The sequence below is a fragment of the Micromonospora sp. NPDC049230 genome (genome assembly GCF_040647875.1).
GTDB lineage: Bacteria > Actinomycetota > Actinomycetes > Mycobacteriales > Micromonosporaceae > Micromonospora.
The window spans coordinates 15,189-38,321 of record NZ_JBEZCZ010000005.1 but is presented as its reverse complement, the minus strand read 5'-3'; the positions used below and the strand labels follow the sequence as shown (position 1 = coordinate 38,321).

Here is a 23,133-nt window from a genome sequence, read left to right as displayed (position 1 = left end):
ACACACCAGACTCTCAAAGATCGCGGATCGGCCCGGGCCGGGAGGAACACCCCGGACCCGGGCCGATCACGCCTACGGCCTCAGCCGAGGGACGTCACTTGCTGATGCTGACCGTGTTGAATCGCTCGTCGGTCAACGGGCTGGCCACCAGGCCCTTGACGTCCTTGGTGACGACGATGGCCGGCGGGGCGTGCCAGAGCGGGACGGCCGGCAGCCACTTGGCGGCGATGTCCCGGTTGACCTGCTCCCAGGCCGCCTTCTTGCCCGCGTCGTCGACGGTGCCGTCGGCCTTGGTGATGGCCTCGAACATCTCGGTCATCGCCTGGTCGCCGAACTCGGCCTTGCCCCGGCCGAAGAACGTGCCGACGAAGTTGCCCGGGTCGTTGTAGTCACCCGTCCAGCCGAGGATGTGCAGGTCGTGCTTGCCGAACTGCTGCACGTCGTCCTTGAAGCCACCGTTCCACGGACGAGGCACACCGTTGACCTTGATGCCGACGGCCTGGAGGTCGTTGGCGAGGACGGTGAAGATCTCCTGCGGGTTCGGCATGTACGGCCGGGTGACGTCCGGCGGGTAGTAGAAGTTGAGCGTCAGACCCTCGGCGCCAGCGTCCTTGAGGAGCTGCTTGGCCTTCTCCGGGTTGTAGTCGTACTTCTGCACGTCCGGGGCGTAGCCGAGCACGGTGTCCGGCAGGAACTCGTCGGCGACCTTCGCGCCACCCGGGCCCTTGGTCTGCACGAGCTGCTGGCGGTTGAGGGCGTAGGCGATCGCCTGACGCACCCGCAGGTCCTTCAGCTTCGGGTTCTTCTGGTTGAGGCCGAGGTAGAGGACGTTGAACGCCGGGCGGTTGATGACCTGGAAGCCCTCACCCTCGAGCGCCTTGCGGTCGGCCGGGGCCGGGAAGTCGATGCCCTGCACGGTGCCGGCACGAAGCTCCTGCTTGCGGGTGCTCTCGTCCTTGATGATCTTGATGATCATCTTGTCCACCTTGGCCTTGTCGCCAAAGTAGTCCGGGTTGCGGTTCAGGGTGATCTCGTTCTTGGCCTTGTCCCAGCCACCGAAGGTGAACGGGCCGGTGCCGACCGGGTTGGTGGTGGCGAAGGCGCTGTACTCGAACGAGTCGCCGTTCTGCTTCACCGTGTTGGCGTCGTACTTCTTCAGCGCCTCCGGGCTCGCGATCGACAGCGAGGTCAGCGCGAAGGCACCCGGGAAGGCGCCCTTGTACTGGTTCAGCGTGACGACAGCGGTGCCGTCGCCCTGCGCCTCACACTTGTTGTAGACCGGCTTGCCGGCGGACTCGCTCTCGTTCTTGGCGAAGCCCCCGAAGACGTCCATGTAGTAGATCATCTGGGACTGGGCGGCAGCGCCCTTCATGTTGTACCAGCGGTCGAAGTTGAAGCAGACCGCTGCGGCGTTGAACGGCGTACCGTCGTGGAACTTCACGCCCTGACGGAGCTTGAACGTCCAGACCTTGCCCTCCGGGTCGTGCTCCCAGCTCTCCGCCAGGCCACCCTGAAGCTCCGCGGTGCCCGGCTTGTGGCTCACCAGGGTGTCGAACATCTGCCGGACCGGCCGGAACGACTCACCGTCATCGTTGAAGATCGGATCGAAGTTCTTCGGGTCACCGGCACCCGCGAAGATGAAGGTGCCGCCAGTCTTGGCCTCGCCACTGTCGCCGTCGCGCTCGCTCTTCGCGCAGCCGGCCGCGCCGACCGCCAGAGCGGCAACGGCCGCGATGGCCACGGCCGTTTTAAGCCTTCTCGCCTGCATCTCTCACCTCTGTCATGCGCATGACCACGCCGAGCTGTGGCTCGGTCCGTGTGCGGGAGGCTATGACATGTCACACGCGAAGCGGAACGGGCGTTAGGCAATCGCTACCAAGCCGACACCTTGGGCCGGGGTCTGACAGTCGACGCCACGGTGAACACATGTGGCGACACATCGATCCGTGTCGGGCCGGACACCGAAACGGGGGCGGCACCGTCGGTGACGGCACCACCCCCGCGGGTACGACTCAAACCGCGCGACGACCCTCGAAGGCCCGACCGAGGGTGATCTCGTCGGCGTACTCCAGGTCGCCGCCGACCGGCAGCCCGCTGGCCAGCCGAGTCACCGAGATCCCCATCGGCTTCACCATCAACGCCAGGTAGGTGGCTGTCGCCTCGCCCTCGGTGTTCGGGTCGGTGGCCAGGATCAACTCCCGGACACCGCCTCCGCCGAGCCGGATCAGCAACTCCCGGATGCGCAGATTGTCCGGACCGATCCCCTCCAGCGGATTGATCGCGCCGCCCAGCACGTGGTAGCGACCGCGGAACTCACCGGTCCGCTCGATGGCGACCACGTCCTTGGGCTCCTCCACCACGCACAGCACCTCGTCGGTGCGGCGCGGGTCGCGGCAGATCCGGCACTGCTCGGACTCGGCCACGTTGTAGCAGGTCGTGCAGAACCGCACCAGCTCCTTGACCTTGCGCAGCGCGCCGGCCAGCCGGTTGACGTCGGCCGGATCCGCCGACAGGACGTGGAACGCGATCCGCTGGGCGCTCTTCGGACCCACGCCCGGCAGCCGGCCCAACTCGTCGATCAGATCCTGGATGGCACCTTCGTACATCTGCCGGCTCAGAAACCGGGCAGGCCGAGGCCGCCCATGCCACCGGCGACCGGGCCCATCTTGCGCTCGGTCAGCTCCCGTGCGGCCTCGGCGGCGTTGTGCACTGCCGCGACGACCAGGTCCTCAAGCGTCTCCACGTCGTCCGGGTCGACGGCCTTCGGGTCGATCTTGATGGCCTTCAGCTCGCCGGATCCGGAGACGGTCGCGGTGACCAGCCCACCGCCGGCGGTGCCGGTCAGCTCGGCCTCGGCCAACTCGGCCTGGGCGGCGGCGATCTGCTGCTGCATCTTCTGCGCCTGCTTCAGCATCTGCTGCATGTTCGGCTGTCCACCTGGGCGCACGGATGGCTCCTTCTCGCACTCGTCTGCTCGGCCGCCGCCCAGCCTATCCGCTGGGACCGACCACACCCCGCCCGGTGCGCGCCCCACGCCGAGCCCTCCGGGTACGGCTATCACTACCCCGAACCGGCAGGCTGCGCGTAGTGCCCCGAGACCCGTCGCGGTGGTGTGCTCGACGGCATGAACCTCAACCGCACCGGCCGGGTCGGCGCGCTGTGCTGGGTCGCGGCCGCACCGATCTTCCTCGTCGCCAGCCTGATCACCGGCCTGCGCTGGCGCCAGCCGACCTACAGCTGGGCCATCCACAACATCAGCGATCTCGGCAACGCCCACTGCGGCATGTGGGACACCACCAGGCTTCGCTACGTCTGCTCGCCGTGGCACCCCTTCATGAACTCCGCGATGCTGGTCACCGCCGTCCTGCTCGCAGCCGGCCTCCTGCTGACCTGGCGGCTCCTCGGTCGCGGCATCGTCGTGCGCTGCGCGCAGTCCCTCCTGCTGCTGGCCACCGGCGGGTACGCGCTGACAGCCCTCTATCCGGCCGACGTCAACGAGAACCTGCACGTCCTCGGCGCATTCCTGATCATGGGGCCGGGCAACGTCGGCCTGCTCCTGGCCGGCTTCGCACCGGAAACCACGCCGCTCGGCCGGTGGCGAGGTCTCACCGTCACCGCCGGGATCGTCGCGCTGATCGGAACTGTGCTGTTCTTCAGTCAGCAGGCCGTCGGAATCGGCGTAGGCGGCATGGAACGCGTCGCCGTACTCCCCTTCCCCCTCTGGGCCTGCGCCCTAGGCGTCCTACAAGCCGAAACCCCCGCCCAGCCCCCGTCCACCCCCGCCCCAACCCCCGCCCCAACCCCCGCCCCGACCCCCGTCACCGTCGATCAAGGAGTTGTGGTGCCTGAATAGGTCAGCAACGGGTGGTTTGTCACCCACCACAACTCCATGATCGACGAGAGCGGGGGCCGAGCGGGGGCGGGCTTAGCGGGCGTCTACTTCGTTGATCTTTTCGGCGCCGAAGGTTTCCCGGAGCAGCCGTACCGCCTGTTCCTCGCTGGACTCCCGGGCCGTCTTCTCGTCGATGACCTCGTCCAACGGCTCGTCGCCCGGGTCGAACCCCTCAAGGGCCGGCGTCGCCGCTGGCGCAGCGCCACCCGGCCGGCCACCACGTGACGGGCCGTCGAAGTCCGGGTCGTAGGGCGGTTCGCCGGCCCATTCGGCGTCCGCGATGGGCCGGGCTGCCGCTCCGGTACGCGCACCGCGCCCCGCCGCCGCCGCGCGAGCCGCGGCGATGGCGCTGCTCACCGGTGCACCACCGGCTGTCGCCGGCTGCCGGGCCGCCGGTGTCGGGTTACCCCGCCCGCCCGGGTTGCCGCCGCTCGCCGAGCCGCGGCGACCTGAACCGCCCGGTCCGCCACCGCTGGTGCTAGCGCCATTCGGCCCGCCACCGTTCGAGACACCACCGTTCGGCCCGCCGCCGTTCGGGAAGCCGCCGTTCGGAGCGCCACCGTTCGCGCCGCTGTCGTTGGGGCCGCCGTTCGGGCCGGTCGGGGTGGGTGCCGAGCCGGGGCCGCCCGATGCGGCGGCAGAGCCTGGTTCATTCCCGGCCGACGCGCCGCCCGGACGGGCGGCCTCCGGCCAGTCCTCGTCAGCTGTCGCCTCGGCCGCGGGAGCGCCACCTCCGGGGCGGGCCGCCTCCGGCCAGTCGTCCTCGTCATCCGCCGACTCGACGGGCTGCGCCGCGCCCTGCCGACCCGAAGCGCGACCATCCGCCGGCCCGGCAGGCTGCGTTCCGCCCTGCCGACCCGAGCCGGGACCACCTGCCGACGCGGCAGGCTGCGCCGCGCCCTGTCGGCCCGAACCGTAACCATCTGCCGACCCGGCTGGCTGCGTTACGCCCTGCCGAGCCGAACCGGGACCGCCGAAGCCTTCGCCGCTCTCATCGGCACGCGCACCCGGGCCGCCAGGCACGCCACCATGGGCACCCGGACCGGCAGCGCCGCTCGGGTTCGCCGCGGCGGGCGGCCCACCCGGCAGACCCGCCGCGCCACTCGGATTCGGTGCGGCGGGCGGTGCGCTCGTCGGGCCGGCGGCGGCGCTCTCGCGTGGGGCGGCAGTCGGAGTCGACGCGGGGGCGGCGGGTCGGGCCGGTGCGGCGGATTGCGAACGCTGCGGACCGGACAGCGACACGCCACCGCGCTCACCGGCGACCTCGCAACGGATCTGCCAGCGCCCGCCCAACTCCTCGTAGAGCGCGTCGGTGAGCACCGCCGCGTGATCGGCCATCATCTTGGCCAGCACTGTGGACTTCACAGTCAGCACCAGCATGTCGCCGTCGAGTTCACGGACCACGGCGTCGCGCATCAGCGCGGCGATCCGCTTGTTGGTCCGGTTGACCTTGCCGATCACGTCGGGCCAGACGCGGCGGACCGCGACGGCGTCCAGCGCGGCGGCCGGCGCACCCGGCCGGGGCGGCTGTGGGGTGGCCGGGTCGGGGAGCACCGCCGACGGTGGTACCACGCGACGGGGGGCCGGGCCGGCGGGCGAGACGGGTGCGGACCCGGCAACGGCCGACGCACCGGGTGACGCCGGGATCGGCGAGTCGGCAGCCGAGACGTGCGAGGCCGGCACACCCGAGCCCGAAGCGTGCGAAGCCGGCACACCCGAGCCCGACACACCAGAGGCCGGCACACCCGAGGCCGGAGCGGGCGAGGCCGGAGCGCCCCAGGCCCGAGCGGGCGAGGCCGGTGCGCCTGAGGCCGACACACCAGAGGCCGGCACACCCGAGGGCTGTGCACCCGAGTTCGGAGCCGGTGCGCCCGGGACCTGACCGGACGAGGCAGGCGCTCCGGAGACCGCGGGAGCACCCGAGCCCGCGCCGCTCTGGGTGGGGGACACTGCCGGGTCGACAGCCCACGGCGGCGCGGAGGTCGGGGCGTTGACGGGTGCGGGGCTTGCGGCAGCCGGGACCGGGGTGCCCGGCTGTGGGCGTACTCCTGGGTGGGTGGCCGGCGCGAAGCCGGCGGCGGCGTCGGTGCCGACCAGGGTGAGTCGGCGTTCCATCCGTTCGAGGCGCTGGAGGAGGCCGACCGCGGAGTCGTCCACGCCGGGCAGCAGCATCCGGGCGCAGATCAGCTCCAGCAGGAGGCGAGGCGCTGTGGTGCCGCGCATCTCCACCAGGCCGTCGTGCACGATGTCGGCGCAGCGGGAGAGCGTGGCCGGGCCGAGTTGCGAAGCCTGGGCGGCCATCCGCTCGATCTGGTCGGCGGGGCCGTCGATGAGGCCCTTCGCGGCGGCGTCCGGCACCTGCTGGATGACGATGAGGTCGCGGAGCCGTTCGAGCAGGTCGGAGGCGAACCGGCGCGGGTCGTGCCCGGCCTCGGCGACCCGGTCGACGGTGGCGTAGGCGGCGGCGCCGTCACCGGCGGCCAGCGCGTCGCACATCTCGTCGATCAACGCGGCGTCAGTGACCCCGAGCAGCGCGGCGGCCCGCGCGTAGCTGACGCCCTCCGGGCCGGCGCCGGCGATGAGCTGGTCGAGCACGGAGAGGCTGTCCCGGGCGCTGCCGCCGCCGGCACGGACCACCAGCGGGAAGACCGCCGGCTCGACGGCGACGCCCTCGGCCTGGGTGAGTTGCTCCAGGTACGGGCGGAGGACCTTCGGCGGGATCAGCCGGAACGGGTAGTGGTGGGTGCGCGACCGGATGGTGCCGAGGACCTTCTCCGGTTCGGTGGTGGCGAAGATGAACTTGACGTACTCCGGAGGCTCCTCGACAAGCTTGAGCAGGGCGTTGAAGCCCTGGGTCGAGACCATGTGCGCCTCGTCGATCACGTAGATCTTGAAGCGGCTGCTGGCCGGCGCGAAGAACGCGCGTTCGCGCAGCTCACGGGCGTCGTCGACACCGCCGTGGCTGGCCGCGTCGATCTCGATCACGTCGATGGAGCCGGCACCGTCGGTGGCCAGCGAGCGACAGGACTCACACTTGCCGCACGGCTCGGGGGTGGGGCCCTGCGCACAGTTGAGCGAGCGGGCCAGGATCCGCGCGCTGGAGGTCTTGCCGCAGCCGCGCGGGCCGGAGAAGAGGTAGGCGTGGTTGAGCCGCCCGCTGCGCAGCGCCTGCGACAGCGGCTCGGTCACGTGCTCCTGGCCGATGACCTCAGCGAAGGTACGCGGCCGGTACTTGCGGTAGAGCGCCAGCGTCACTCGTCCCGCCTCCTCTCGACCGAGCCATTCTGCGCCGGTCAGGCGCGGGTGACCACCCACCACCCCGGGGCGTCGGGGCCTGCGGGCTCGACTTCCCGGCCGCCGGCCTCGACTTACTGGCTGCCGGGCTCGGCATCCGGCCTTGATCGACTCGGCTTCCTGAAAACCGCGGTGTCCGCGTGGCCGGGACACCGCGACATCATGAATGTCGAGTGGATCAACCGGCCCACAGACAAAAAGGCCTCCCGTGCACCCGGCAGAGCTCGCTTATCCTTGCTGCCTTCCGGCCCTGGGGAGGTTCACGAGATACCGCCGCACGGGAGGTGCCGCCAAGCCTACCCGACCGCCGGTCGATCTTCGGGGGGTGGTGGGGTGGCCCGGCCGGCGGGGGCCTGTATCCTGGCTCGCGGAGGATTCGCCTAGAGGCCTAGGGCGCACGCTTGGAAAGCGTGTTGGGTTTACACCCTCACGAGTTCGAATCTCGTATCCTCCGCTCGCCTGAGCTGCACGAACGACAGGGTCGGCCCCAACGGGACCGACCCTGAGTCGTCTCTGCGCCGGCGTCAGCCGAATGTCAGGCGCTTGCGACCTTGACCTCGCCGAATCATCGGCGCACACCGCGTTGATGTAGCGCGTGCTGGCGGTCGGTAGTGCTCCCCCCGATACCTGTAGAGCTGCCCCAGATACGGGGCGGCTCTACCGACCCGGCCCGCGCTGCTGGGCGTCGACCTCGAACCCGCTGTTCAGCGGGTCACCACCGGGCGTGCTGCTCGCCCGGATCGTCCACCGCGGGGTTGGCGTCGCGCAGTTGCTGCCCGACGCGTTCGGCGATGGCCCGCGCCGCGGGCGAATCGGTCCCCAGGGTGTCGCCGATGATCTCCTGCGCGCGGTCGGCAAGTTGCCGCTTGGCCAGACCGATCGTGTTCATGATCGTCCGGGCGACGACATCGGGCGCGACCCGTTGGACCCGCTGGCCGAGTTGTAGATCGACGAGCGCCCCCGCCGAGTCGACGGTGACCTCCACCAGCCCGTTGCCGTCGGCGACCGTCACCCGTAGCTCCTGGATCCGGTCACTCATCGCGTCGGTGGCGCTCGCCAACTGGTCCAGGCGCCCCTTCCACTCCGCCAGCCGATCCATGGCGCCGTCCGGGTCCAGGAGCCCGCCCGCGTGTGGAACCTCGGCAGTCATGTGTCCCCTCGGTCGCTCAAGGTGATCATGGTGAGCGGAGGGAGATTAACATGAACCGGCGTTTATCTGAGGCGTCACAACCCCGCCCCGTGGTCTCATCGACGTCGTGACCGAGGCGACGTGGCAGTGGGACGAAACCTTGTACGCGGGCAGCGCCCGCCACTACAGCGTCGGACGGCTGCCCTACCCACCCGGTCTCGCCGAGGCCGTCAGCAGCGCGCTCGACCTCGACGGCACCGGTCGACTCCTCGACGTGGGCTGCGGGCCCGGATCGCTGACGCTGCTACTCGCTCCCCTGTTCGAGACGGCGGTGGGCGTCGACGCCGACCGGGACATGCTCGCGGAGGGGCGACGCCGGGCCGACGGTGTCGGGGTGACGAATGTCGAGTGGCGACACCTTCGTGCCGAGGACCTGCCGGCCAGCCTGGGTACGTTCCGGGTGGCCACGTTCGCCCAGTCGTTCCACTGGATGGATCGCCCGCTGGTGGCTCGTCGCGTCCGCGACATGCTCACGCCCGACGGGGCCTGGGTCCACGTCGGCGCCATCACGCATCAGGGCATGGCCGGGGACGACGTGCTGCCCCACCCCCGAGCACCCTGGCAGCAGATCAATGACCTGGTGGCGAGCTACCTGGGGCCGGTCCGCCGGGCCGGCCAGGGGTTGTTGCCAGCGGGCACTCCCTCTGGTGAGGGCGCGATCATGCGCGCGGCGGGCTTCGCCGGCCCCACCCTGCTCGCCGTCGAACAGGGGGTCGTCGTGGAACGCACAGTGGACGAGGTCACCTCTGCGGTGTTCTCGCTGTCCAGCTCGGCACCACACCTGTTCGCCGACCGGCTCCCGGCCTTCGAGGCGGATCTGCGCCAGCTCTTGACGACTGCCGCACGCGACGGCCGCTTCGCCGAGCGGCGAGGCGACATCGAGGTGGCGATCTGGCGCCCCTGACCTCCGGGGCCGCCACGGGGCGCACCCCCAGGATGCGGCAGCTCGGTCAGGCACGGGCGCGGGCCCAGGAGAGGAAGCGTTCGCGCAGGCGGGCCGGGTCGACGTCGGTGAGGTGTTCACCGGCCTCGGCCTGAAGTGTCGCCAGGTAGACGGTCAACGCCAGTCGATCGTGCCGGTACTCGCCGAGTAGCCGCAGCTTCGCCGCCGAGCACGGCCAGGCGATGCCGCACGCCGCGCAGCGCCAGGTGGGGCGGGTCGGCAGGTGGTCCCGGTGGCGACGGCGGGGCATGGGCGGGCCTCCTTGGGCGCTGGAAGGGTGCCGCCCCGCCCTCCCCGCCGGGGCGGCACCCGAACTGACGCCGACCACCGGGCTCCTGCGCCTCCACCGGCCACGCCGTCTTCTATGAATCACCCTCTGGCGCGTCACCAGACAACTACACCGCGTATCGATATGGTTTCCAGATATCAGAGACATCCGATGGAGGAGCCGTGAACGACGCGTTGCGGGTGGCGCTCAGCGACACCGGGCACACCACCGAATCCCTCGCCGAGACCGTCGGCGTCGACCCGAAGACCGTGGGGCGTTGGTTGGCCGAGGGGCGCATCCCCCATCCCCGGCACCGCCTGGCGGCAGCTAAGGCCCTGGATAAGGACGTGAAGGACATCTGGCCGGACACTTCGAGACGTCGTGACCCCATCTGGTTCCGTCCGTGGCAGGAGATCGAGCGGGAGGCGGTGGCACTGCGGTGGTACGAATCGACGGTTCTGCCGGGGTTGCTGCAAACCGAGGCGTACGCCCGGGCGGTGCTGAGCGGCGCGGGCCTGATCCCTCGGGGCGAGATCGAGCGGCATCTCGCGGTCCGAATGAGCCGCCAGGGCGTGCTCAAGCGGGACGACCCGCCGCAGTTCACGGCGGTCATCGACGAGGCGGTCATCCGTCGGCAGGTGGGCAGCCGGTCGATCATGCGCGAGCAACTGCTGGCCGTGGTGGCGGCCTGCGCCGAGCCGCACATCCGGGTGCACGTGGTGCCCAGTACGGTCGGCGCCTATGCCGGTCTCAACGGGCCGTTCGTGATCGCGCACAGCCATGACCACCGGGTCGCCGGCTACCTCGACAACCAGCTCCAGGGACAAGTCGTTAGCGACCCCGACGACATCGCGACCATAATGGCGGCATGGGAGAACGTGCGCGGGGAGGCGCTGTCCCACCGGCAGTCGGTCGATCTCATCAGGGAAGTGGCGGAGTCATGGAGCTGAACGGCGCCCGGTGGCGCAAGAGCAGCCGCAGCAGCGGCAACGGCGGCGCGTGTGTGGAGGTCGCCGACAACCTGGCCGATGTGGTCGGCGTACGGGATTCCAAGGACCCGACCGGCCCGGCGCTCGCCTTCGCGCCGACGGCCTGGCGCGCGTTCGTCAACCAGCTCGCCCGGCGGGCCTGAACGGCCCGACGACTCGGTAACCCCTCCGACTGACGCGACCCAGCGAGATCGTGGACAGTTCCCGACGTCCGGCCATCCCGAGGACCACCGTGGCCAGCACATCCCCCGGGGATGACTGTCGAAGCGTAGGGAGACGGCGATGAGAGTGGTCTTCGTGCACGGTGCCTGCGTCCGCGGCGGGGAGTGGTGGTGGTCGCGGGTCGCGGACGCACTGGGAGCCGACGGGCTGGACAGCGTCGCCGTCCGGCTGCCGAGCTGCGGGGAGGTGGCGGGTGCCGCGTCCGACTTCGCGGGGGACGTCGCGGAGACTCGACGGGTGCTGCGCGAGGTCGGCCCGGCGGTGCTGGTGGGGCACTCCTACGGCGGGGTGGTCGCGACCGAGGCCGCCGACGCCGGCGAGGTCACCCATCTGGTGTACGTCAGCTCGTTCCTGCCGGACGTCGGGCAGGCGCTGGCTGACCTCGGCCCCACCGAACCGGCCCCCTACCTGGACTTCGCCCCGGACGGCACATTCGGCGTACGTCGCGAGTCGGTGCGCGAACTGTTTCTCCAGGACTGCGACGAGCAGGCGGTCGAGGGCGCGGTCGCCCGCCTGACCCGGCAGGACGCTTCGGTGCTCGCCGCCCCGGTCCGGCACGCGGGTTGGCGTCACCTGCCGTCGACGGCGGTCGTCTGCGCCGAGGACCGGGCCACACCTCCCGCTCTCCAACGGTCCCAGGCCGCCCGCGCGACCCGAACCGTCGAACTGCCCGCCGGCCATCACCCGATGCTGTCCCATCCGCGCCTGCTCGCCGACACGGTGCGGGCCGTAGCGGTGCCGCCGGGGCGGGCCTGACCACCAGACGGGTACGGTGCCAGGCACCGACGGACCGCAACCCCCGTCGTACACATGTTCTATCCACAGGCTGTGGACGGCGGAGGGATCGATGGGTTACCAGCTCAGCGCGGTGGTCGCGGACGCCGAACTGCTCCGGGAGCAGACCGCCGAGCTGGATCACGCCGTCCTCGGCGAGTTGCGCCAGGACTTCGCGCTGCTGCCGGTCACCCCGCAGTTGATCGTCGAGCTGACCGGGTCACTGCCGGATTACGCGGCGGACGATCCCAGCGCCGGGCAGCCGTTCGGGCTGGTGCTGTCGCCGCCGCTCGTCGAGTTGTTGTCGGCCTGGTCCATGTCGGGGCCCGTGGCGTACCTGGAGGCGGAGTTCTTCGGCGGCGACGGCTACCAGTCGGCGGCGGTGTGGCTGGGCGGGACGCTGTCGTGGGGCCCACACTTCGACGATGTCCTCGACGCTCCGCGTGACAGGTGGCCGATCAACTCGGCGCTGACGCGGCTCGGTGTGGAGCCGGGGACGTGGATCGACCCGTTCGCCGAACTGGGGTTGCACCTGGAACGGAACACCGACGGCTGGTTGGCGCACGGGCGGCGTCGGCTCAGCGCCGACTACTGGGACGAGCTGGTCGAGCAGTGGGAGGAAGACCGCTGACTACGCGGCCTGGCCGGCGAGCTTCTCGCAGAGCGCCCAGATGGTGTCACGGTTGTGCTTGTCGAGGACCGCGTCGGGCCATGGGGTGCGCTGGGACCGGCTGTTGACGTAGGTCCGGTGTATGCCCTGCGCCTGCGGGCTGGAGGCGAGGTAGATGCTCGATGTCGACGCCTTGACCACCGCTCGGTGGCCGTACAGGACCGGCAACGCCAGACGGAGCAGCGGGACGACGGGCCGCGCCAGCGTCGGGTAGGTGTTGATGGTCAGGCCCCGGTTCATCGACGTGTACGCGTGGCCGGGGTAGGCCACGTTGAGGGTCACGCCGGTGCCGGTCAGGCGTTCGGCGAACGTGTAGCTCATCGCCATCAGCGCCAGCTTGGTCTGGTTGTAGAACGACAACCCGACGTAGGACTTCTCGCCCTGCAGGTTGTCGAGGTCGATTCGTCCTCGCGGAATGCCGCCGGTGATGTTGATGACCCGGGCTGCGGGGACACGTTTCAGCGTCGGCAGCAGCAGGTGGGTCAGCAGGTACGGGGCGATGACGTTGGCGGCGAAGGCGGTCTCGATGCCGTCCTCGGTCAGTTCGCGTCGTTCCCTGGTCACACCGACGTTGTTGATCAGCACGTCCAGGCTGCCGTACCGCGCGGTCACCTGGTCGGCCAGTCGGCGCAGATCGCGTCGCCGGGTCAGATCGGCGGTGAGCGTGTCGATGTTGCAGTTGCCGGTGTCGCGGTGGAGCTCCACTGCCGCAGCGGCTGCCCGACCAGGGTCACGCCCGACGAGGACGACACGGGCGTCGAGCCGAGCCAGGCCGCGGGCGGTCTCCTTGCCGATTCCGCCAGTGCCGCCGGTCACCAGGACGGTCTTGCCGTTCAGCGTCATCGCCGTCGCCTCCCTCTGCTCAGGTCGAATCAATATACGACACCGAGTGACAGGCTCGACATCTGATGTTGTGAAGTAGACTTCGGTGCGTGGCTGATGGACTACGTGAGCGGACGCGGCGCGCGGTTCGCGCGGAGCTGGGCCGGGTGGCGCTGGACCTGTTCACGGCACGCGGGTTCGACGAGACGACTGTCGACGAGATCGCCCAGGCCGCCGGGCTGACCAAACGGAGCTTCTTCCGCTACTTCCCGGCGAAGGAGGACGCCGTGTTCGGCGGGGTGGACGTCACCGGCCAAGAGGTCGTCGAGGCCATCCGCGCCCGGCCCGCCGACGAGGACCCGTGGGAGTCCCTGCACCAGGTGCTGCGCCAGTGGGAACGGCAGATCCACACGTCCGAGCAGACGCTTGCCAGCCTTCGTTTGATCGAATCGACTCCGTCGCTGCATGCCCGCCTGCACCAGAAGCGGGCACAGTGGCGCCGACAGGTCAGCGACGCGCTGCGCGATCGACCGGGCGTGCGGCTCGACCCGTTCGACGCGGCGCTCCTCACCAACGCCGCAGCCGCGATCCTCGACACGGTTTCGCAGGAATGGCTGCGTTCCGACGGCACCGCCGACCGAGCTGCCCTACTTGACCGCGCCTTCGCATTCCTGCACCCGGCAGCCACCATCCGCGGACACAGCGACGGTCCTTTCACGACGCCCACCGCAGGCCGCGCAGAAATACGGAGACCGGCAGCAACCTGAACGCTTCCGTCCCGTTGGGGACTGGGGGATTCCATGAAATTGCGACAATTTGCGTTTATTGCCACGCTGATGACGGCTGCCTTGATCGCTGGCAGCGGAGTGCCGCCGACCGGGCCGATCCCGGACGGCCAACCCGCCAGCAGCGTGGAGATCATCGACCTGAACGGCCTGCGCAACATCGAGTTCGGTGCCAGCGAGGAAGAGCTGACCCGACGCGGCATCCTGCTGACCAACATGGATGCGTGCGGGCCGACGCTCGCCGGCCACGAGACGGTCAGCCCGGTCTTCATGGAAGACAGGTTGGTGCTGCTCTGGGTCGGTGCGCCGATGCGGACACCGGAGGGCATCACCGCCGGGTCGCCCATCGACCAGGTCTGGGCCCGTTATCCGCTGGTCACCCGACTGCACGCTCCGCACGGGACGCACCGCCTGGACGGGCTACTCGCCCGCAGCGGCGACCGCGCATACCTCTTCCTGCACAACGGACGCACGGTCCAGAAAACCATCGCCGGGTACGCGGACTGGGCCCGCCGCCTCTTCGAGGAGGGTGCGGGCCCATGCTGACCGTCACATCCGGCCGGGCGACGACATCAGCGTAGCGACCGCCAGAAGTCGTACGAGTGGGCTGCGGCGAAGGCAGTGGTGCCCGATTCCCCGCCACCGGCGAACACCCGCACGTACGGGGCGGCACCGCGCAGTCGAGGCCAACTGGCCCGACCCGTCCGGGCGAAGTCGCTCCAGACCCGGACCATCTCGTCGGATAGCCGCTGCTGGGCAGGCGTGAACGCCTCGGCGTAGTCGACAGTGAACAGGTACGGCAGTTCGGCGCAGTGGTACGCCCCGGTGGGGAAGCTCGGCTCGGGCCCCTTGGTGAAGAACGGCGCGTCGTCGTCGGCGAACTCGTACAGGTACGTCGGCACCCGCCGCGCGAACGCCAACGCGGCGGAGTAGATCGGCTCGGCGTAGTCGCTGTCGGTCCACACGGCGCCCAGCGTCTCGCTGGCGACCTGCTCGTCGTTGCGGGGATAGCGGGCCAGCACCTGCTCCGCCCGGTCGCCGAACATTGCGCGTACCCGATCCCGGTACTGGTCGTCGGTGAGTGGGCACGACTCGGCCTCATCTCCCGGCTGCGGCTCCGGGCAGTTCAGTCCGCTGTGCTCCATGCCCCACACCACGAGGCGGGACTCGTCGCGATTCATTCCGGTCAACACCGGCACCTGGTGCAGTTTCCCGGTGGCCAGCGCGTGGGCCGGGTCCACCGGCAACGTCCGGCCGTCGACGACCGGGCCGAGGTCGACACCCGCCCCCGGGTAGCCGGCCGTTTCGACCAACTGGGCCGGGTCACGCCCGCGCAGGCAGGCGGCGACAGTACCCACGTCGGCGCAGCCGATGTTCCGGGCGAACTCCTCGGCGGCCCGGGCCGCCTCCACCCGGGTCTGCACCGGGTTGACGCACGAGTTGCTTTGCAGGATCGCGCGGTGGAACAGGCCGGCGGAGCCCGGCGCGGCGAGGTGCGCGCAGACGCTTGTCGCCCCGGCGGACTGGCCGAACGCTGTCACGTTGCCCGGGTCGCCCCCGAAGGCCGCCGCGTTGCGCCGCACCCAGCGCAGCGCGGCCTGCTGATCCTGCAACCCGAAGTTGCCGGTGCCCCCACCCGGGCCGGCCAGCGCCGGATGCGCCAGGAACCCCAGCGCGCCGAGCCGGTAGTTCACAGTGACGACGACGACGTCCCCGCCGGCCGCCAGCCGCTGCCCGTCGTACACGTCTGCCCTGCCGAACCGGAAGTCACCGCCGTGCAGCCAGACCATGACGGGTCGGGGTGTCCGTGCGGCGGTGCGCGGGGTCGTGACGTTCAGGTGGAGGCAGTCCTCGGAGTCCGCGGCATGGTCCATCGGGAGCCCTTGAAGTTGGGCGCAGGCGGCACCCGGCTTCGTCGCGTCTCGGACGCCGGCCCAGACCGGCCCGGGCTGCGGTGGTGCCCAGCGCAGCGCGCCCAGCGGCGGGCGGGCGTACGGAATGCCCTGGAACGACAGGTGGTCCGCCGAGACGCTGCCGCGTACCGTGCCCTGGTCGGTGCGGACGACTGCCGCGCCGCGGCGGTCGTCGGCCGCCGCGGCCGGGCCGACGGCCATCGCCGGCGCGAGGAGCGCGACGACGCCCAGCACGACGGCCCAGCGGGGGTACGGAATCCTGGTCATGACTCTCCTCATTCGGCAAATCCGGTACGGCGTACGCACCGCGTTGTGGTGAGCATGCCGGTCCGTCAATCGTTCGCCCAGACAGCTCTAGTACGCCGTGCCGTGCGACAGGCGAGCATCGACGGGGCGACCGTTGGCGCTCTAGTGCGCTACTGTCATTTCCGACCGCCGGGAGGGGCATCGTGACCGAGTTCGACGACTCCACTCCTCCCTATCTGCGCATCGTCGGGGAGTTGCGGCGCCGCATCACGGTGGGCGAGCTGATCCCCGGCGACCGGGTTCCGTCCACCCGCCAGATCGTTCGGGAGTGGGGGGTCGCCATGGCGACCGCCAGCCGGGCGCTCACAGTGCTCCGCCAGGAGGAACTGGTCCGGGCGGTGCCCGGAGTGGGCATGGTGGTGACCGGTCCCGGGTCGACGCCGGCCGGTCGGTCCGCGCGGGGCGACGCGCGTCAGCGGCCGGCGCGCGGGATGAGCCGCGACCAGGTGGTACGAACCGCCACCGAGATCGCCGACGCCGAGGGTTTGGCCGGGCTGAGCATGCGGCGCATCGCCACCGAGCTGGACGTGCCGACCATGTCGTTGTATCGGCAGGTCCGGGGCAAGGAGCAGCTTCTGCTGCTGATGGCGGACGCCGCCTTCGCGGCCCAGCGTCTGCCCCGCACGTTCCCGGCCGGGTGGCGAGCCCAGTTGGAGCTGCTCTGCCGGCTCCAGTGGTCGATCTACCGTCGGCATCCCTGGCTGGCCCAGGTGATCTCGGTGACCCGTCCGCTGCTGGCGCCGCACGCCGTCGCGCACACCGAATGGGCTCTACGCGCACTCGCCGGGCACGGCCTGGACCACCACACCCAGCTCCATCTGGTGGCGACTCTCGCCAACCACGTACGCGGCACGGCGGTGAACCTGCAACAGGGGGCCGAGGCGGAACAGGACACCGGTCTGACCGACGACGAGTGGATGGTGACCCAGGCCGAGGTGTTGGCCGGCCTGTTCACCGCTGGCGAGTTCCCGCACCTGGCGCGGCTGTCCCGAACGGAGATCGATCTCAACGTGGACAGCCTCTTCGAGTTCGGCCTGCGACGTCTGCTCGCCGGGGTGGCGGAGCTTCTGGAACCTTGACGGATCAAGTCCGTTTTGTGTGCTGCTGTGCCAGCATGGGGCGTTAAGAGGCTTCTCACATCAAGCGTCCCGAGGAAACATGGCGATCTTCAGCAGCACGGACGTGTCCCGCCGGATCACCGGGATGTCCCGGGTGGCTTCTGCCCTGACCCTGGTGGGCGCGATCACCGCCTTGGCCGTGCTGGCCGTCCCCCGTAGCGCGAGTGCTGCCGAGTTGCCGGTGCCGCTGGGCGCCGCCGCCAACTTCGCGGTCCTCGCCGGCACGACGGTCACCAGCACCGGGCTCAGCACGGTCAACGGCGACATCGGCGTGAGCCCGGGCACGGCGGTGACCGGCTTCCCTCCGGGCCAGCTCAACGGATCACTGCACGCCAACGACGCCGCCGCCGTCGCCGGCCAGAGCGATCTGACCATCGCCTACAACGACGCCGTCGGGCGAACGACCACCGAGGTCGTCTCGGACCAGCTCGGTGGGACCACCAAGACCACCGGGGTGTACGAATCCGTGGCGGGCACCTTCGACATCACCGGTGACCTGACCCTCGACGCGGAGGGCGACCCGAACGCGGTGTTCATCTTCAAGACCACCACCACGCTCATCACCGGCGCGTCGAGCACTGTGAACCTGGCCAACGGCGCCCAGGCCTGCAACGTCTTCTGGCAGGTCGGCAGCTCCGCCACGCTCGGCGCCAACTCCACGCTGCGCGGCAACCTGCTGGCCTTCACCTCGATCACAGTGGGCGCGGCGCTCGAGGTGGACGGCCGCACCCTCGCCATGAACGGCGCGGTCACCATGGACACCGCCACGATCACCCAATCGACCTGCGCGGTACCCGGGGACCTGTCGGTCAGCGCACCGACGACAGCCGACCTGGGCAGCGCCGACCTCGGCGGAGTCGTGTCGGGCAACCTGGGCCCGGTCACGGTGACCGACGAGCGCCTGCTGTCCGCGCCGACCTGGATCGCCACCGTCGTCGCGACGGACTTCGTCACCGGCGGCACCCCGGTGCACACGATCTCCAACACCAACGTCTCGTGCTGGTCCGGGCCCGCCACGGCCACCAGCGGGATCGGCACCTTCACCTCGGGCCAGCCTACCGCCAACGACGCGGAGATCATCAACGTCGAACGGACAGCGTTCACCCTCACCAACGGCATCGGCAACAACTCGGCGACCTGGGACCCCGTCGTCTCGGTCCAGATCCCGCCGACCGCCGTCGCGGGCGCCTACTCCGGCACCGTCACCTTCTCGGTCGCCTGACAGTGCCGCAGCCGGGGAACGCCACCGGCACCTACCGAGAACGCCCGGCCGATCCTCGCGGATCAACCGGGCGTTCTCGCATTTCAGAGCGGTGGCGGAGGGATTTGAACCCTCGGAGGGCGTTAACCCTCACACGCTTTCGAGGCGTGCTCCTTAGGCCGCTCGGACACGCCACCGCCGACGAGGGTACAGGACCGCCGGTTCCGACGCCGAACCGGTATCGCCCACGCCGGCCTGGCAGGATCTTTGCCATGAGTACGCACATCGGCGCGAAGCCGGGCGAGATCGCCGAGCGGGTCCTGATGCCGGGCGACCCGCTGCGGGCCAAGTGGATCGCGGAGACCTACCTCGAGGGCGCTACCTGCTACTCGACGGTCCGGGGCATGCTGGGCTTCACCGGCCGCTGGAACGGTGTCGACGTTTCCGTCCAGGGCTCCGGCATGGGCATGCCGTCCGCCTCCATCTACGCCCACGAGTTGATCAACGAGTACGGCGTGAAGACGCTGATCCGGGTCGGCTCCTGCGGCGCCCTCAGCACCGACCTGCAACTGCGGGACGTGGTGGCCGCCATCGGGTCGTCCACCGACTCGAACATGAACCGGATGCGCTTCGACGGGTTGATCGACTACGCCCCGGTGGCCGATTTCGGACTGCTGCGTACCTCGGTGGAGGTGGCCGAGCGGCGCGGCATCAGCATGCACGTCGGGCCGATCCTGGCGGCGGACGCCTTCTACACCGACCGGCCGGACCTCTACGACACCCTCGCCGACTACGGCGTGCTGGCGGTGGAGATGGAGTCCGCGGCGCTCTACACGATCGCCGCCCGGTTCAAGGCCCGCGCGCTGACAGTGCTGACCGTCAGTGACCACATCAAGACCGGCGAGAAGACCACCTCGGAGGAGCGGGAGCAGACCTTCAGCCAGATGGTCGAGATCGCCCTCGACACGATCATCGCCTGACCGTCGGGCACCTGTCACCGCGAAGAGCGTGATGACTGTGCGGCATCAAAATGCCTCACAGTCATCACGCTCTTCCGCATGTAGCCGGCCCGCGCCGGCCAACCGCTACGACAGCCCAGCCCGCACCACACCACGCCAGCCCGAACCGCGCACCGCCCCGGCCCGCCCCGGCCCGACCGCAACGCCGGCCCGGAACAACCGCAACGCCGGCCCGGCACGACCGCACGCCGGCCCGGCACGCTAAGCCGGCACGCCGGTCAGACGGCCGCCAGCGCCTCCGTGGGCGCGAGGCGGGCGGCGCGCACCGCCGGGTAGAGGCCCGCGAACCCGCCGATGACAAGGGTCGCGCCCACCCCGCCGAGCATCGCCCAGGCCGGCACCACTGTCGGCCAGTCCTGGGATAACGCGTACCCCGAGGTGACCAGGACACCCAGCAGCACGCCGCCGATGCCGCCGAGCGCGGAAAGCAGCAGCGACTCGGCGAGGAACTGGGTCCGCACCTGACCGCGGGTCGCGCCGAGCGAGCGACGCAGGCCGATCTCGGCCCGCCGCTCCAACACCGAGATCACCATGGTGTTCGCCACACCGACCCCACCGACCAGCAGGGCGACCGCGCCCAAGCCCAGCAACAGCCCGGTGAACGCGTCGTCGGTCGCCTCGGCGGCGGCCAGCGCGTCCGAGGGGCGGGACACCTCGACCTCGTTCGGCGCCGCCGGGTTTGCGGTCGCGCCGAGCACCGACCGGACCGCCTCGACCTGCGACTCACGAGCCCGGGTGTAGACGGTGGTCGGGTGCCCGTCGAAGCCCAGGTAGTCGCCCGCCGCCGGCCAGCCGACAAGCGCCGAGGTGTCCAACTCCGGGGCGAGTGGTGCGGCGGCGAGGATGCCGACCACGGTGAACGCCCGTCCACCCAGCCACACCTGCACCTGCGGGTCGGCCACGGTGATCCCGAGCCGTTGCGCCGCGGTGGCACCGAGCACCACCGCCGGATAGTGGGCGGTCGCCTCGTTGAGCCAGGTGCCGCTGGTCAGCTCGGCCCCGACGGTGCCGAGCAGGTCCAGCCGGGCGGCACGGGTGGCGATGCCGCCGGTCTCCGCTGCCGGGATCCGATCCGAACGGTAGACCTTGGCGTCGGGGACCTGCCCCGTCGCGGACACCTCGGTCACCGGGCCGATCCGCCCGATCATCGCGATCGACTCCTCGGGCAGTTGGGCGTCCGCCCCGAACAGGGTGCTGCCCGGCTCGACGGTGAGCAGGTTGGTGCCGAGCGCGTCGAGCGCCCGGTCCAGCTCCGCGCGGGACGACGAGGAGATCCCGACGACCGCGATCATCGCGGCGATACCGATGGCGATGCCCAGCGCGGAGAGGAACGCCCGGAGCGGACGGGTGCGCAGCCCCACCCCACCGACCCGCAGGATGTCACCCGGTCCCAGCCGGGCCGGAGTGAGAGTCGACGTGGCCATCAGCCGACCCCGCCCGGCGTGCGGGCCGAGTCGTGCCGCACCGCGCCGTCGCGCATCCGCACCTGCCGGGGCAGACCCGCCGCGATCTCCCGGTCATGGGTGATCACCACCACTGTGGTGCCGGCCCGGTGCAGCTCGCGCAGCAGCTCCAGCACGCCGGCACCGGACGCGGAGTCCAGGTTGCCGGTCGGCTCGTCGGCCAGCAGCACCGCCGGTTCGCCGACCACCGCCCGCGCCACGGCCACCCGCTGCCGTTCCCCGCCGGAAAGCTCGTGCGGCCGGTGCCCGAGCCGGTGGCCCAGCCCTACCCGGACCAGCGCGGCCTGGGCGCGTTCGCGCCGCCTCCGCAGGGGTACGCCGGAGTAGAGCAGGCCGTCGGCCACGTTGTCCACGATCGGGACGCCGGGGGCCAGGTGGAACTGCTGGAAGACGAAGCCGATCCGGCTGGCCCGCAGGGCGGACAGCTCCCGGTCGGTCAGCTTCGCCGCGTCGTACCCGTCGACGAGCACGCTGCCCGACGACGGCCGGTCCAGGGTGCCGATCAGGTGCAGCATCGTCGACTTGCCCGACCCGGACGGGCCGACGATCGCCACCAGCTCGCCGTAGCCGATCCGTAGCGACACGTCGTCCAACGCGACGACGTCGCCGGCGTACCGTTTGCTGACCCGGTCGAGCACTATCACCTCGCCGGTCATGTCGGCACCACCACTGTCGTGCCCTCGGTGATGTCCGCGCCGGTGACCTCCACCCGGCCATCGGCGAACAGCCCCGTGGTCACGGCGACGACGCGGCTCACCTCCCCGTCGGCGACCTGGACGCCGTAGCCGCCCTCGGCGAGCGCGAGAAGCGCCGCCACCGGCACGGTGAGGACGTCCCGGCGCTCCGCGGCGGTGAACACGACGTCGACGCTGGCCTGGTCGAAGCCCGCGAGAGCCTTCGGATCGGCGACCGCGACCGTCACCTCGATCTTCGTCTCGGCGTCGCCGGACTGACCGTTGGCCCCGGCGGCACCGGCCTGGATGACTGTCTCGATCGTGCTGATCGTGCCCGCCACGGCCCCGCCGTCCGGCAGCTTGACGCTGACCTTCGCGTCGCGCTTGGCCAGCCGCTGGTCGTCCACGTCCAACTCGACGGTGACCAGGCGGCTGGTGCCGGTGTAGGCGAGCACCGCCTGGCCCGGTTTCGTGAGATCACCGATGTCCGCCTGGTGGCTCTCCACCCGGACCTCCCGGTCGGCGTAGACGATCCGCCCCGGCTCGACCCGACCGGTCTCGGCCAGGCCGAGGTCCTCCTGCCAGTCCCGCACCGCGTCCCCGGTGGCGTCGGTGTACTCGTCGTCGACGGTGAAGCCGGTGTAGCCCAGCGCCTTGAGGTTCCGTTCGAACTGTGCGACGTCGGCACCGTCCACCCCGGGGGCGAGGGTCCGGTACGCGGGCAACCCGCCGTAGAGGAGCACCACCTCCTCGTTGTCGACCGAGTAGAGCGCCTGGCCTCGGCGCACCGTCGACCCGGTCGCCGGCAACGCGGTGACAGTGCCGCTGAGCTTCGCCGTGGCGGTACGCGTCGCGCCGTACCCCAGCTCACCGTCGGCGGTCTCCGAGTCGGCGAGGGTCTGCCGGCTGACGGTCGCGGTGGCCGGCGGCGCGTCGCCGGCCTCGGCGCGGTCTCCGCCGCCGCCGAAGCCCACCGCGGCGCTCACGCCCACGGCGGCGACAAGCAGGACGACGCCACCGATGACGGCGGCGCGCAGCCGTGCGCGTCGGATGACGCCGGTCACCGGCCACCCCCGAACTGCGGTGCGTGCTGCCGGCACTTCTCCAACGCCGCCTTCATGGCCGGGTCGCCGATGTTGATCGCGTTGCCGCCCGCCCCGATCCGGACCCGTCCGTCGGCGTCCGGGTCCGGGAAGTCCGGCACCCCGTTCTCCCGCATGCACTTCGCCAGTGCGCGCATCTGCTCGGCCTGCTCGGGGTTGAGCTGCGGTCCCTGCCCGCCGTTGGGCAGCTTGTCCTGGCACCTCTCCATGGCCGCCTGGACCTTCTGCCGGTCCACGTCCGCGCCGAAGCGGAAGCCCGGACGGCCGCCGGCCTCCGGGTCGGGCATGTCCACCCCGTTCTCCCGCATGCACCTGGCGAAGGCGAGCTGCCGGTCCGAATCGCTGACCGGCACACCGCTGGCCGTGGCGCTTGTCGTCGCCCCACCGGCGGTCGCGACACCGCCGCCGTCGTCGCCTCCCGCGCCGCACCCGCCCAGCGCCAGGGCGAGCAGGACGGGTATCGCGAGAATCTGTCGTCGCATGGTGTC

Annotated in this window: 23 protein-coding genes, 2 tRNA genes and 1 other RNA gene; 12 read left to right on the top strand and 14 right to left on the bottom strand. The window is 70.9% G+C overall.

Features of this window, described 5'->3' with window-relative positions:
• Positions 1-94: 94 nt before the first annotated feature.
• The 3 genes from AB0A95_RS06025 to AB0A95_RS06015 form a co-directional block, all read right to left on the bottom strand.
• Positions 95-1,768, bottom strand: a complete 1,674-nt coding sequence (locus tag AB0A95_RS06025) for an ABC transporter substrate-binding protein (protein WP_357554540.1) — start codon at positions 1,766-1,768, stop codon at positions 95-97.
• A 244-nt stretch (positions 1,769-2,012) separates the two neighbouring features.
• Positions 2,013-2,606, bottom strand: a complete 594-nt coding sequence (recR, locus tag AB0A95_RS06020) for a recombination mediator RecR (protein ID WP_278149514.1) — start codon at positions 2,604-2,606, stop codon at positions 2,013-2,015.
• A gap of 8 nt (positions 2,607-2,614) precedes the next feature.
• Positions 2,615-2,923, bottom strand: coding sequence for a YbaB/EbfC family nucleoid-associated protein (locus tag AB0A95_RS06015; protein ID WP_007466279.1), 309 nt, complete (start codon positions 2,921-2,923; stop codon positions 2,615-2,617).
• Between the two features lie 201 nt (positions 2,924-3,124).
• On the opposite strand from AB0A95_RS06015, the gene AB0A95_RS06010 reads away from it, so the two are divergent.
• Positions 3,125-3,853 (top strand): DUF998 domain-containing protein, encoded by a 729-nt coding sequence (locus AB0A95_RS06010; protein WP_357554539.1) that lies wholly within the window; start codon positions 3,125-3,127, stop codon positions 3,851-3,853.
• 72 nt (positions 3,854-3,925) lie between these two features.
• Here AB0A95_RS06010 and AB0A95_RS06005 read toward each other — a convergent pair whose 3' ends face one another.
• Positions 3,926-7,147 (bottom strand): DNA polymerase III subunit gamma and tau, encoded by a 3,222-nt coding sequence (locus AB0A95_RS06005; RefSeq protein ID WP_357554538.1) that lies wholly within the window; start codon positions 7,145-7,147, stop codon positions 3,926-3,928.
• A gap of 236 nt (positions 7,148-7,383) precedes the next feature.
• Positions 7,384-7,473, bottom strand: an RNA gene (gene ffs, locus AB0A95_RS06000) — signal recognition particle sRNA small type.
• A gap of 82 nt (positions 7,474-7,555) precedes the next feature.
• On the opposite strand from ffs, the gene AB0A95_RS05995 reads away from it, so the two are divergent.
• Positions 7,556-7,640, top strand: a tRNA-Ser gene (locus AB0A95_RS05995).
• A 258-nt stretch (positions 7,641-7,898) separates the two neighbouring features.
• Here AB0A95_RS05995 and AB0A95_RS05990 read toward each other — a convergent pair.
• Positions 7,899-8,336, bottom strand: a complete 438-nt coding sequence (locus AB0A95_RS05990; protein WP_357554537.1) for a YbaB/EbfC family nucleoid-associated protein — start codon at positions 8,334-8,336, stop codon at positions 7,899-7,901.
• Positions 8,337-8,442: 106 nt separating this feature from the next.
• On the opposite strand from AB0A95_RS05990, the gene AB0A95_RS05985 reads away from it, so the two are divergent.
• Entirely contained in the window at positions 8,443-9,279 is an 837-nt protein-coding gene (locus AB0A95_RS05985) for a class I SAM-dependent methyltransferase (protein ID WP_357554536.1), read from the top strand.
• Positions 9,280-9,325: 46 nt separating this feature from the next.
• Here AB0A95_RS05985 and AB0A95_RS05980 read toward each other — a convergent pair whose 3' ends face one another.
• Entirely contained in the window at positions 9,326-9,568 is a 243-nt protein-coding gene (locus AB0A95_RS05980) for a flavin reductase (RefSeq protein ID WP_357554535.1), read from the bottom strand.
• A gap of 200 nt (positions 9,569-9,768) precedes the next feature.
• Here AB0A95_RS05980 and AB0A95_RS05975 point away from each other — a divergent pair, with 200 nt between their 5' ends.
• The 4 genes from AB0A95_RS05975 to AB0A95_RS05960 all read left to right on the top strand — a co-directional run bounded on the left by AB0A95_RS05975 (position 9,769) and on the right by AB0A95_RS05960 (position 12,202).
• Positions 9,769-10,536, top strand: a complete 768-nt coding sequence (locus AB0A95_RS05975; RefSeq protein WP_357554534.1) for a helix-turn-helix transcriptional regulator — start codon at positions 9,769-9,771, stop codon at positions 10,534-10,536.
• The gene (locus AB0A95_RS05970) at positions 10,527-10,718 is read left to right on the top strand and encodes a DUF397 domain-containing protein (RefSeq protein WP_357554533.1); all 192 of its coding nucleotides are present in this window, start codon (positions 10,527-10,529) and stop codon (positions 10,716-10,718) included. Before AB0A95_RS05975 ends, AB0A95_RS05970 begins: the two co-directional genes overlap by 10 nt.
• A 139-nt stretch (positions 10,719-10,857) precedes the next feature.
• Positions 10,858-11,553, top strand: coding sequence for an alpha/beta hydrolase (locus tag AB0A95_RS05965; protein ID WP_357554532.1), 696 nt, complete (start codon positions 10,858-10,860; stop codon positions 11,551-11,553).
• 91 nt (positions 11,554-11,644) lie between these two features.
• Complete coding sequence (locus tag AB0A95_RS05960; RefSeq protein ID WP_357554531.1) at positions 11,645-12,202, top strand: hypothetical protein; 558 nt, start codon at positions 11,645-11,647, stop codon at positions 12,200-12,202.
• Here the strand turns inward: AB0A95_RS05960 and AB0A95_RS05955 are convergent, their stop codons facing one another.
• On the bottom strand, positions 12,203-13,084 hold the full coding sequence (locus AB0A95_RS05955) for an SDR family NAD(P)-dependent oxidoreductase (RefSeq protein WP_357554530.1): 882 nt from the start codon (positions 13,082-13,084) through the stop codon (positions 12,203-12,205).
• A gap of 146 nt (positions 13,085-13,230) precedes the next feature.
• Here AB0A95_RS05955 and AB0A95_RS05950 point away from each other — a divergent pair, with 146 nt between their 5' ends.
• Together AB0A95_RS05950 and AB0A95_RS05945 are read left to right on the top strand one after the other, a co-directional pair.
• On the top strand, positions 13,231-13,830 hold the full coding sequence (locus AB0A95_RS05950) for a TetR family transcriptional regulator (RefSeq protein ID WP_357554529.1): 600 nt from the start codon (positions 13,231-13,233) through the stop codon (positions 13,828-13,830).
• A gap of 69 nt (positions 13,831-13,899) precedes the next feature.
• Complete coding sequence (locus AB0A95_RS05945) at positions 13,900-14,394, top strand: hypothetical protein (protein WP_357554528.1); 495 nt, start codon at positions 13,900-13,902, stop codon at positions 14,392-14,394.
• A gap of 26 nt (positions 14,395-14,420) precedes the next feature.
• Here AB0A95_RS05945 and AB0A95_RS05940 read toward each other — a convergent pair whose 3' ends face one another.
• Entirely contained in the window at positions 14,421-16,028 is a 1,608-nt protein-coding gene (locus AB0A95_RS05940; protein WP_357554527.1) for a carboxylesterase family protein, read from the bottom strand.
• Positions 16,029-16,210: 182 nt separating this feature from the next.
• Here AB0A95_RS05940 and AB0A95_RS05935 point away from each other — a divergent pair, with 182 nt between their 5' ends.
• Positions 16,211-17,146 carry a TetR/AcrR family transcriptional regulator C-terminal domain-containing protein gene (locus AB0A95_RS05935; protein ID WP_357554526.1) on the top strand — a complete coding sequence of 312 codons (936 nt, stop codon included), beginning with the start codon at positions 16,211-16,213 and terminating at the stop codon, positions 17,144-17,146.
• 79 nt (positions 17,147-17,225) lie between these two features.
• The gene (locus tag AB0A95_RS05930) at positions 17,226-18,407 is read left to right on the top strand and encodes an ice-binding family protein (protein ID WP_357554525.1); all 1,182 of its coding nucleotides are present in this window, start codon (positions 17,226-17,228) and stop codon (positions 18,405-18,407) included.
• Between the two features lie 89 nt (positions 18,408-18,496).
• Here the strand turns inward: AB0A95_RS05930 and AB0A95_RS05925 are convergent.
• Positions 18,497-18,583: transfer RNA gene (locus AB0A95_RS05925), tRNA-Ser, on the bottom strand.
• A gap of 75 nt (positions 18,584-18,658) precedes the next feature.
• Here AB0A95_RS05925 and deoD point away from each other — a divergent pair.
• Entirely contained in the window at positions 18,659-19,366 is a 708-nt protein-coding gene (deoD, locus tag AB0A95_RS05920; RefSeq protein ID WP_357525095.1) for a purine-nucleoside phosphorylase, read from the top strand.
• Between the two features lie 257 nt (positions 19,367-19,623).
• Here deoD and AB0A95_RS05915 read toward each other — a convergent pair whose 3' ends face one another.
• From AB0A95_RS05915 to AB0A95_RS05900, 4 genes are read right to left on the bottom strand one after another with little or no spacing between them, the layout of a single operon-like run.
• The gene (locus tag AB0A95_RS05915) at positions 19,624-20,829 is read right to left on the bottom strand and encodes an ABC transporter permease (protein ID WP_357554524.1); all 1,206 of its coding nucleotides are present in this window, start codon (positions 20,827-20,829) and stop codon (positions 19,624-19,626) included.
• On the bottom strand, positions 20,829-21,524 hold the full coding sequence (locus AB0A95_RS05910) for an ABC transporter ATP-binding protein (RefSeq protein ID WP_357554523.1): 696 nt from the start codon (positions 21,522-21,524) through the stop codon (positions 20,829-20,831). The genes AB0A95_RS05915 and AB0A95_RS05910 overlap by 1 nt, the downstream gene beginning before the upstream one ends.
• Complete coding sequence (locus AB0A95_RS05905) at positions 21,521-22,606, bottom strand: peptidoglycan-binding protein (RefSeq protein ID WP_357554522.1); 1,086 nt, start codon at positions 22,604-22,606, stop codon at positions 21,521-21,523. The genes AB0A95_RS05910 and AB0A95_RS05905 overlap by 4 nt, the downstream gene beginning before the upstream one ends.
• Complete coding sequence (locus AB0A95_RS05900; protein ID WP_357554521.1) at positions 22,603-23,127, bottom strand: hypothetical protein; 525 nt, start codon at positions 23,125-23,127, stop codon at positions 22,603-22,605. Before AB0A95_RS05900 ends, AB0A95_RS05905 begins: the two co-directional genes overlap by 4 nt.
• Positions 23,128-23,133: the final 6 nt, after the last annotated feature.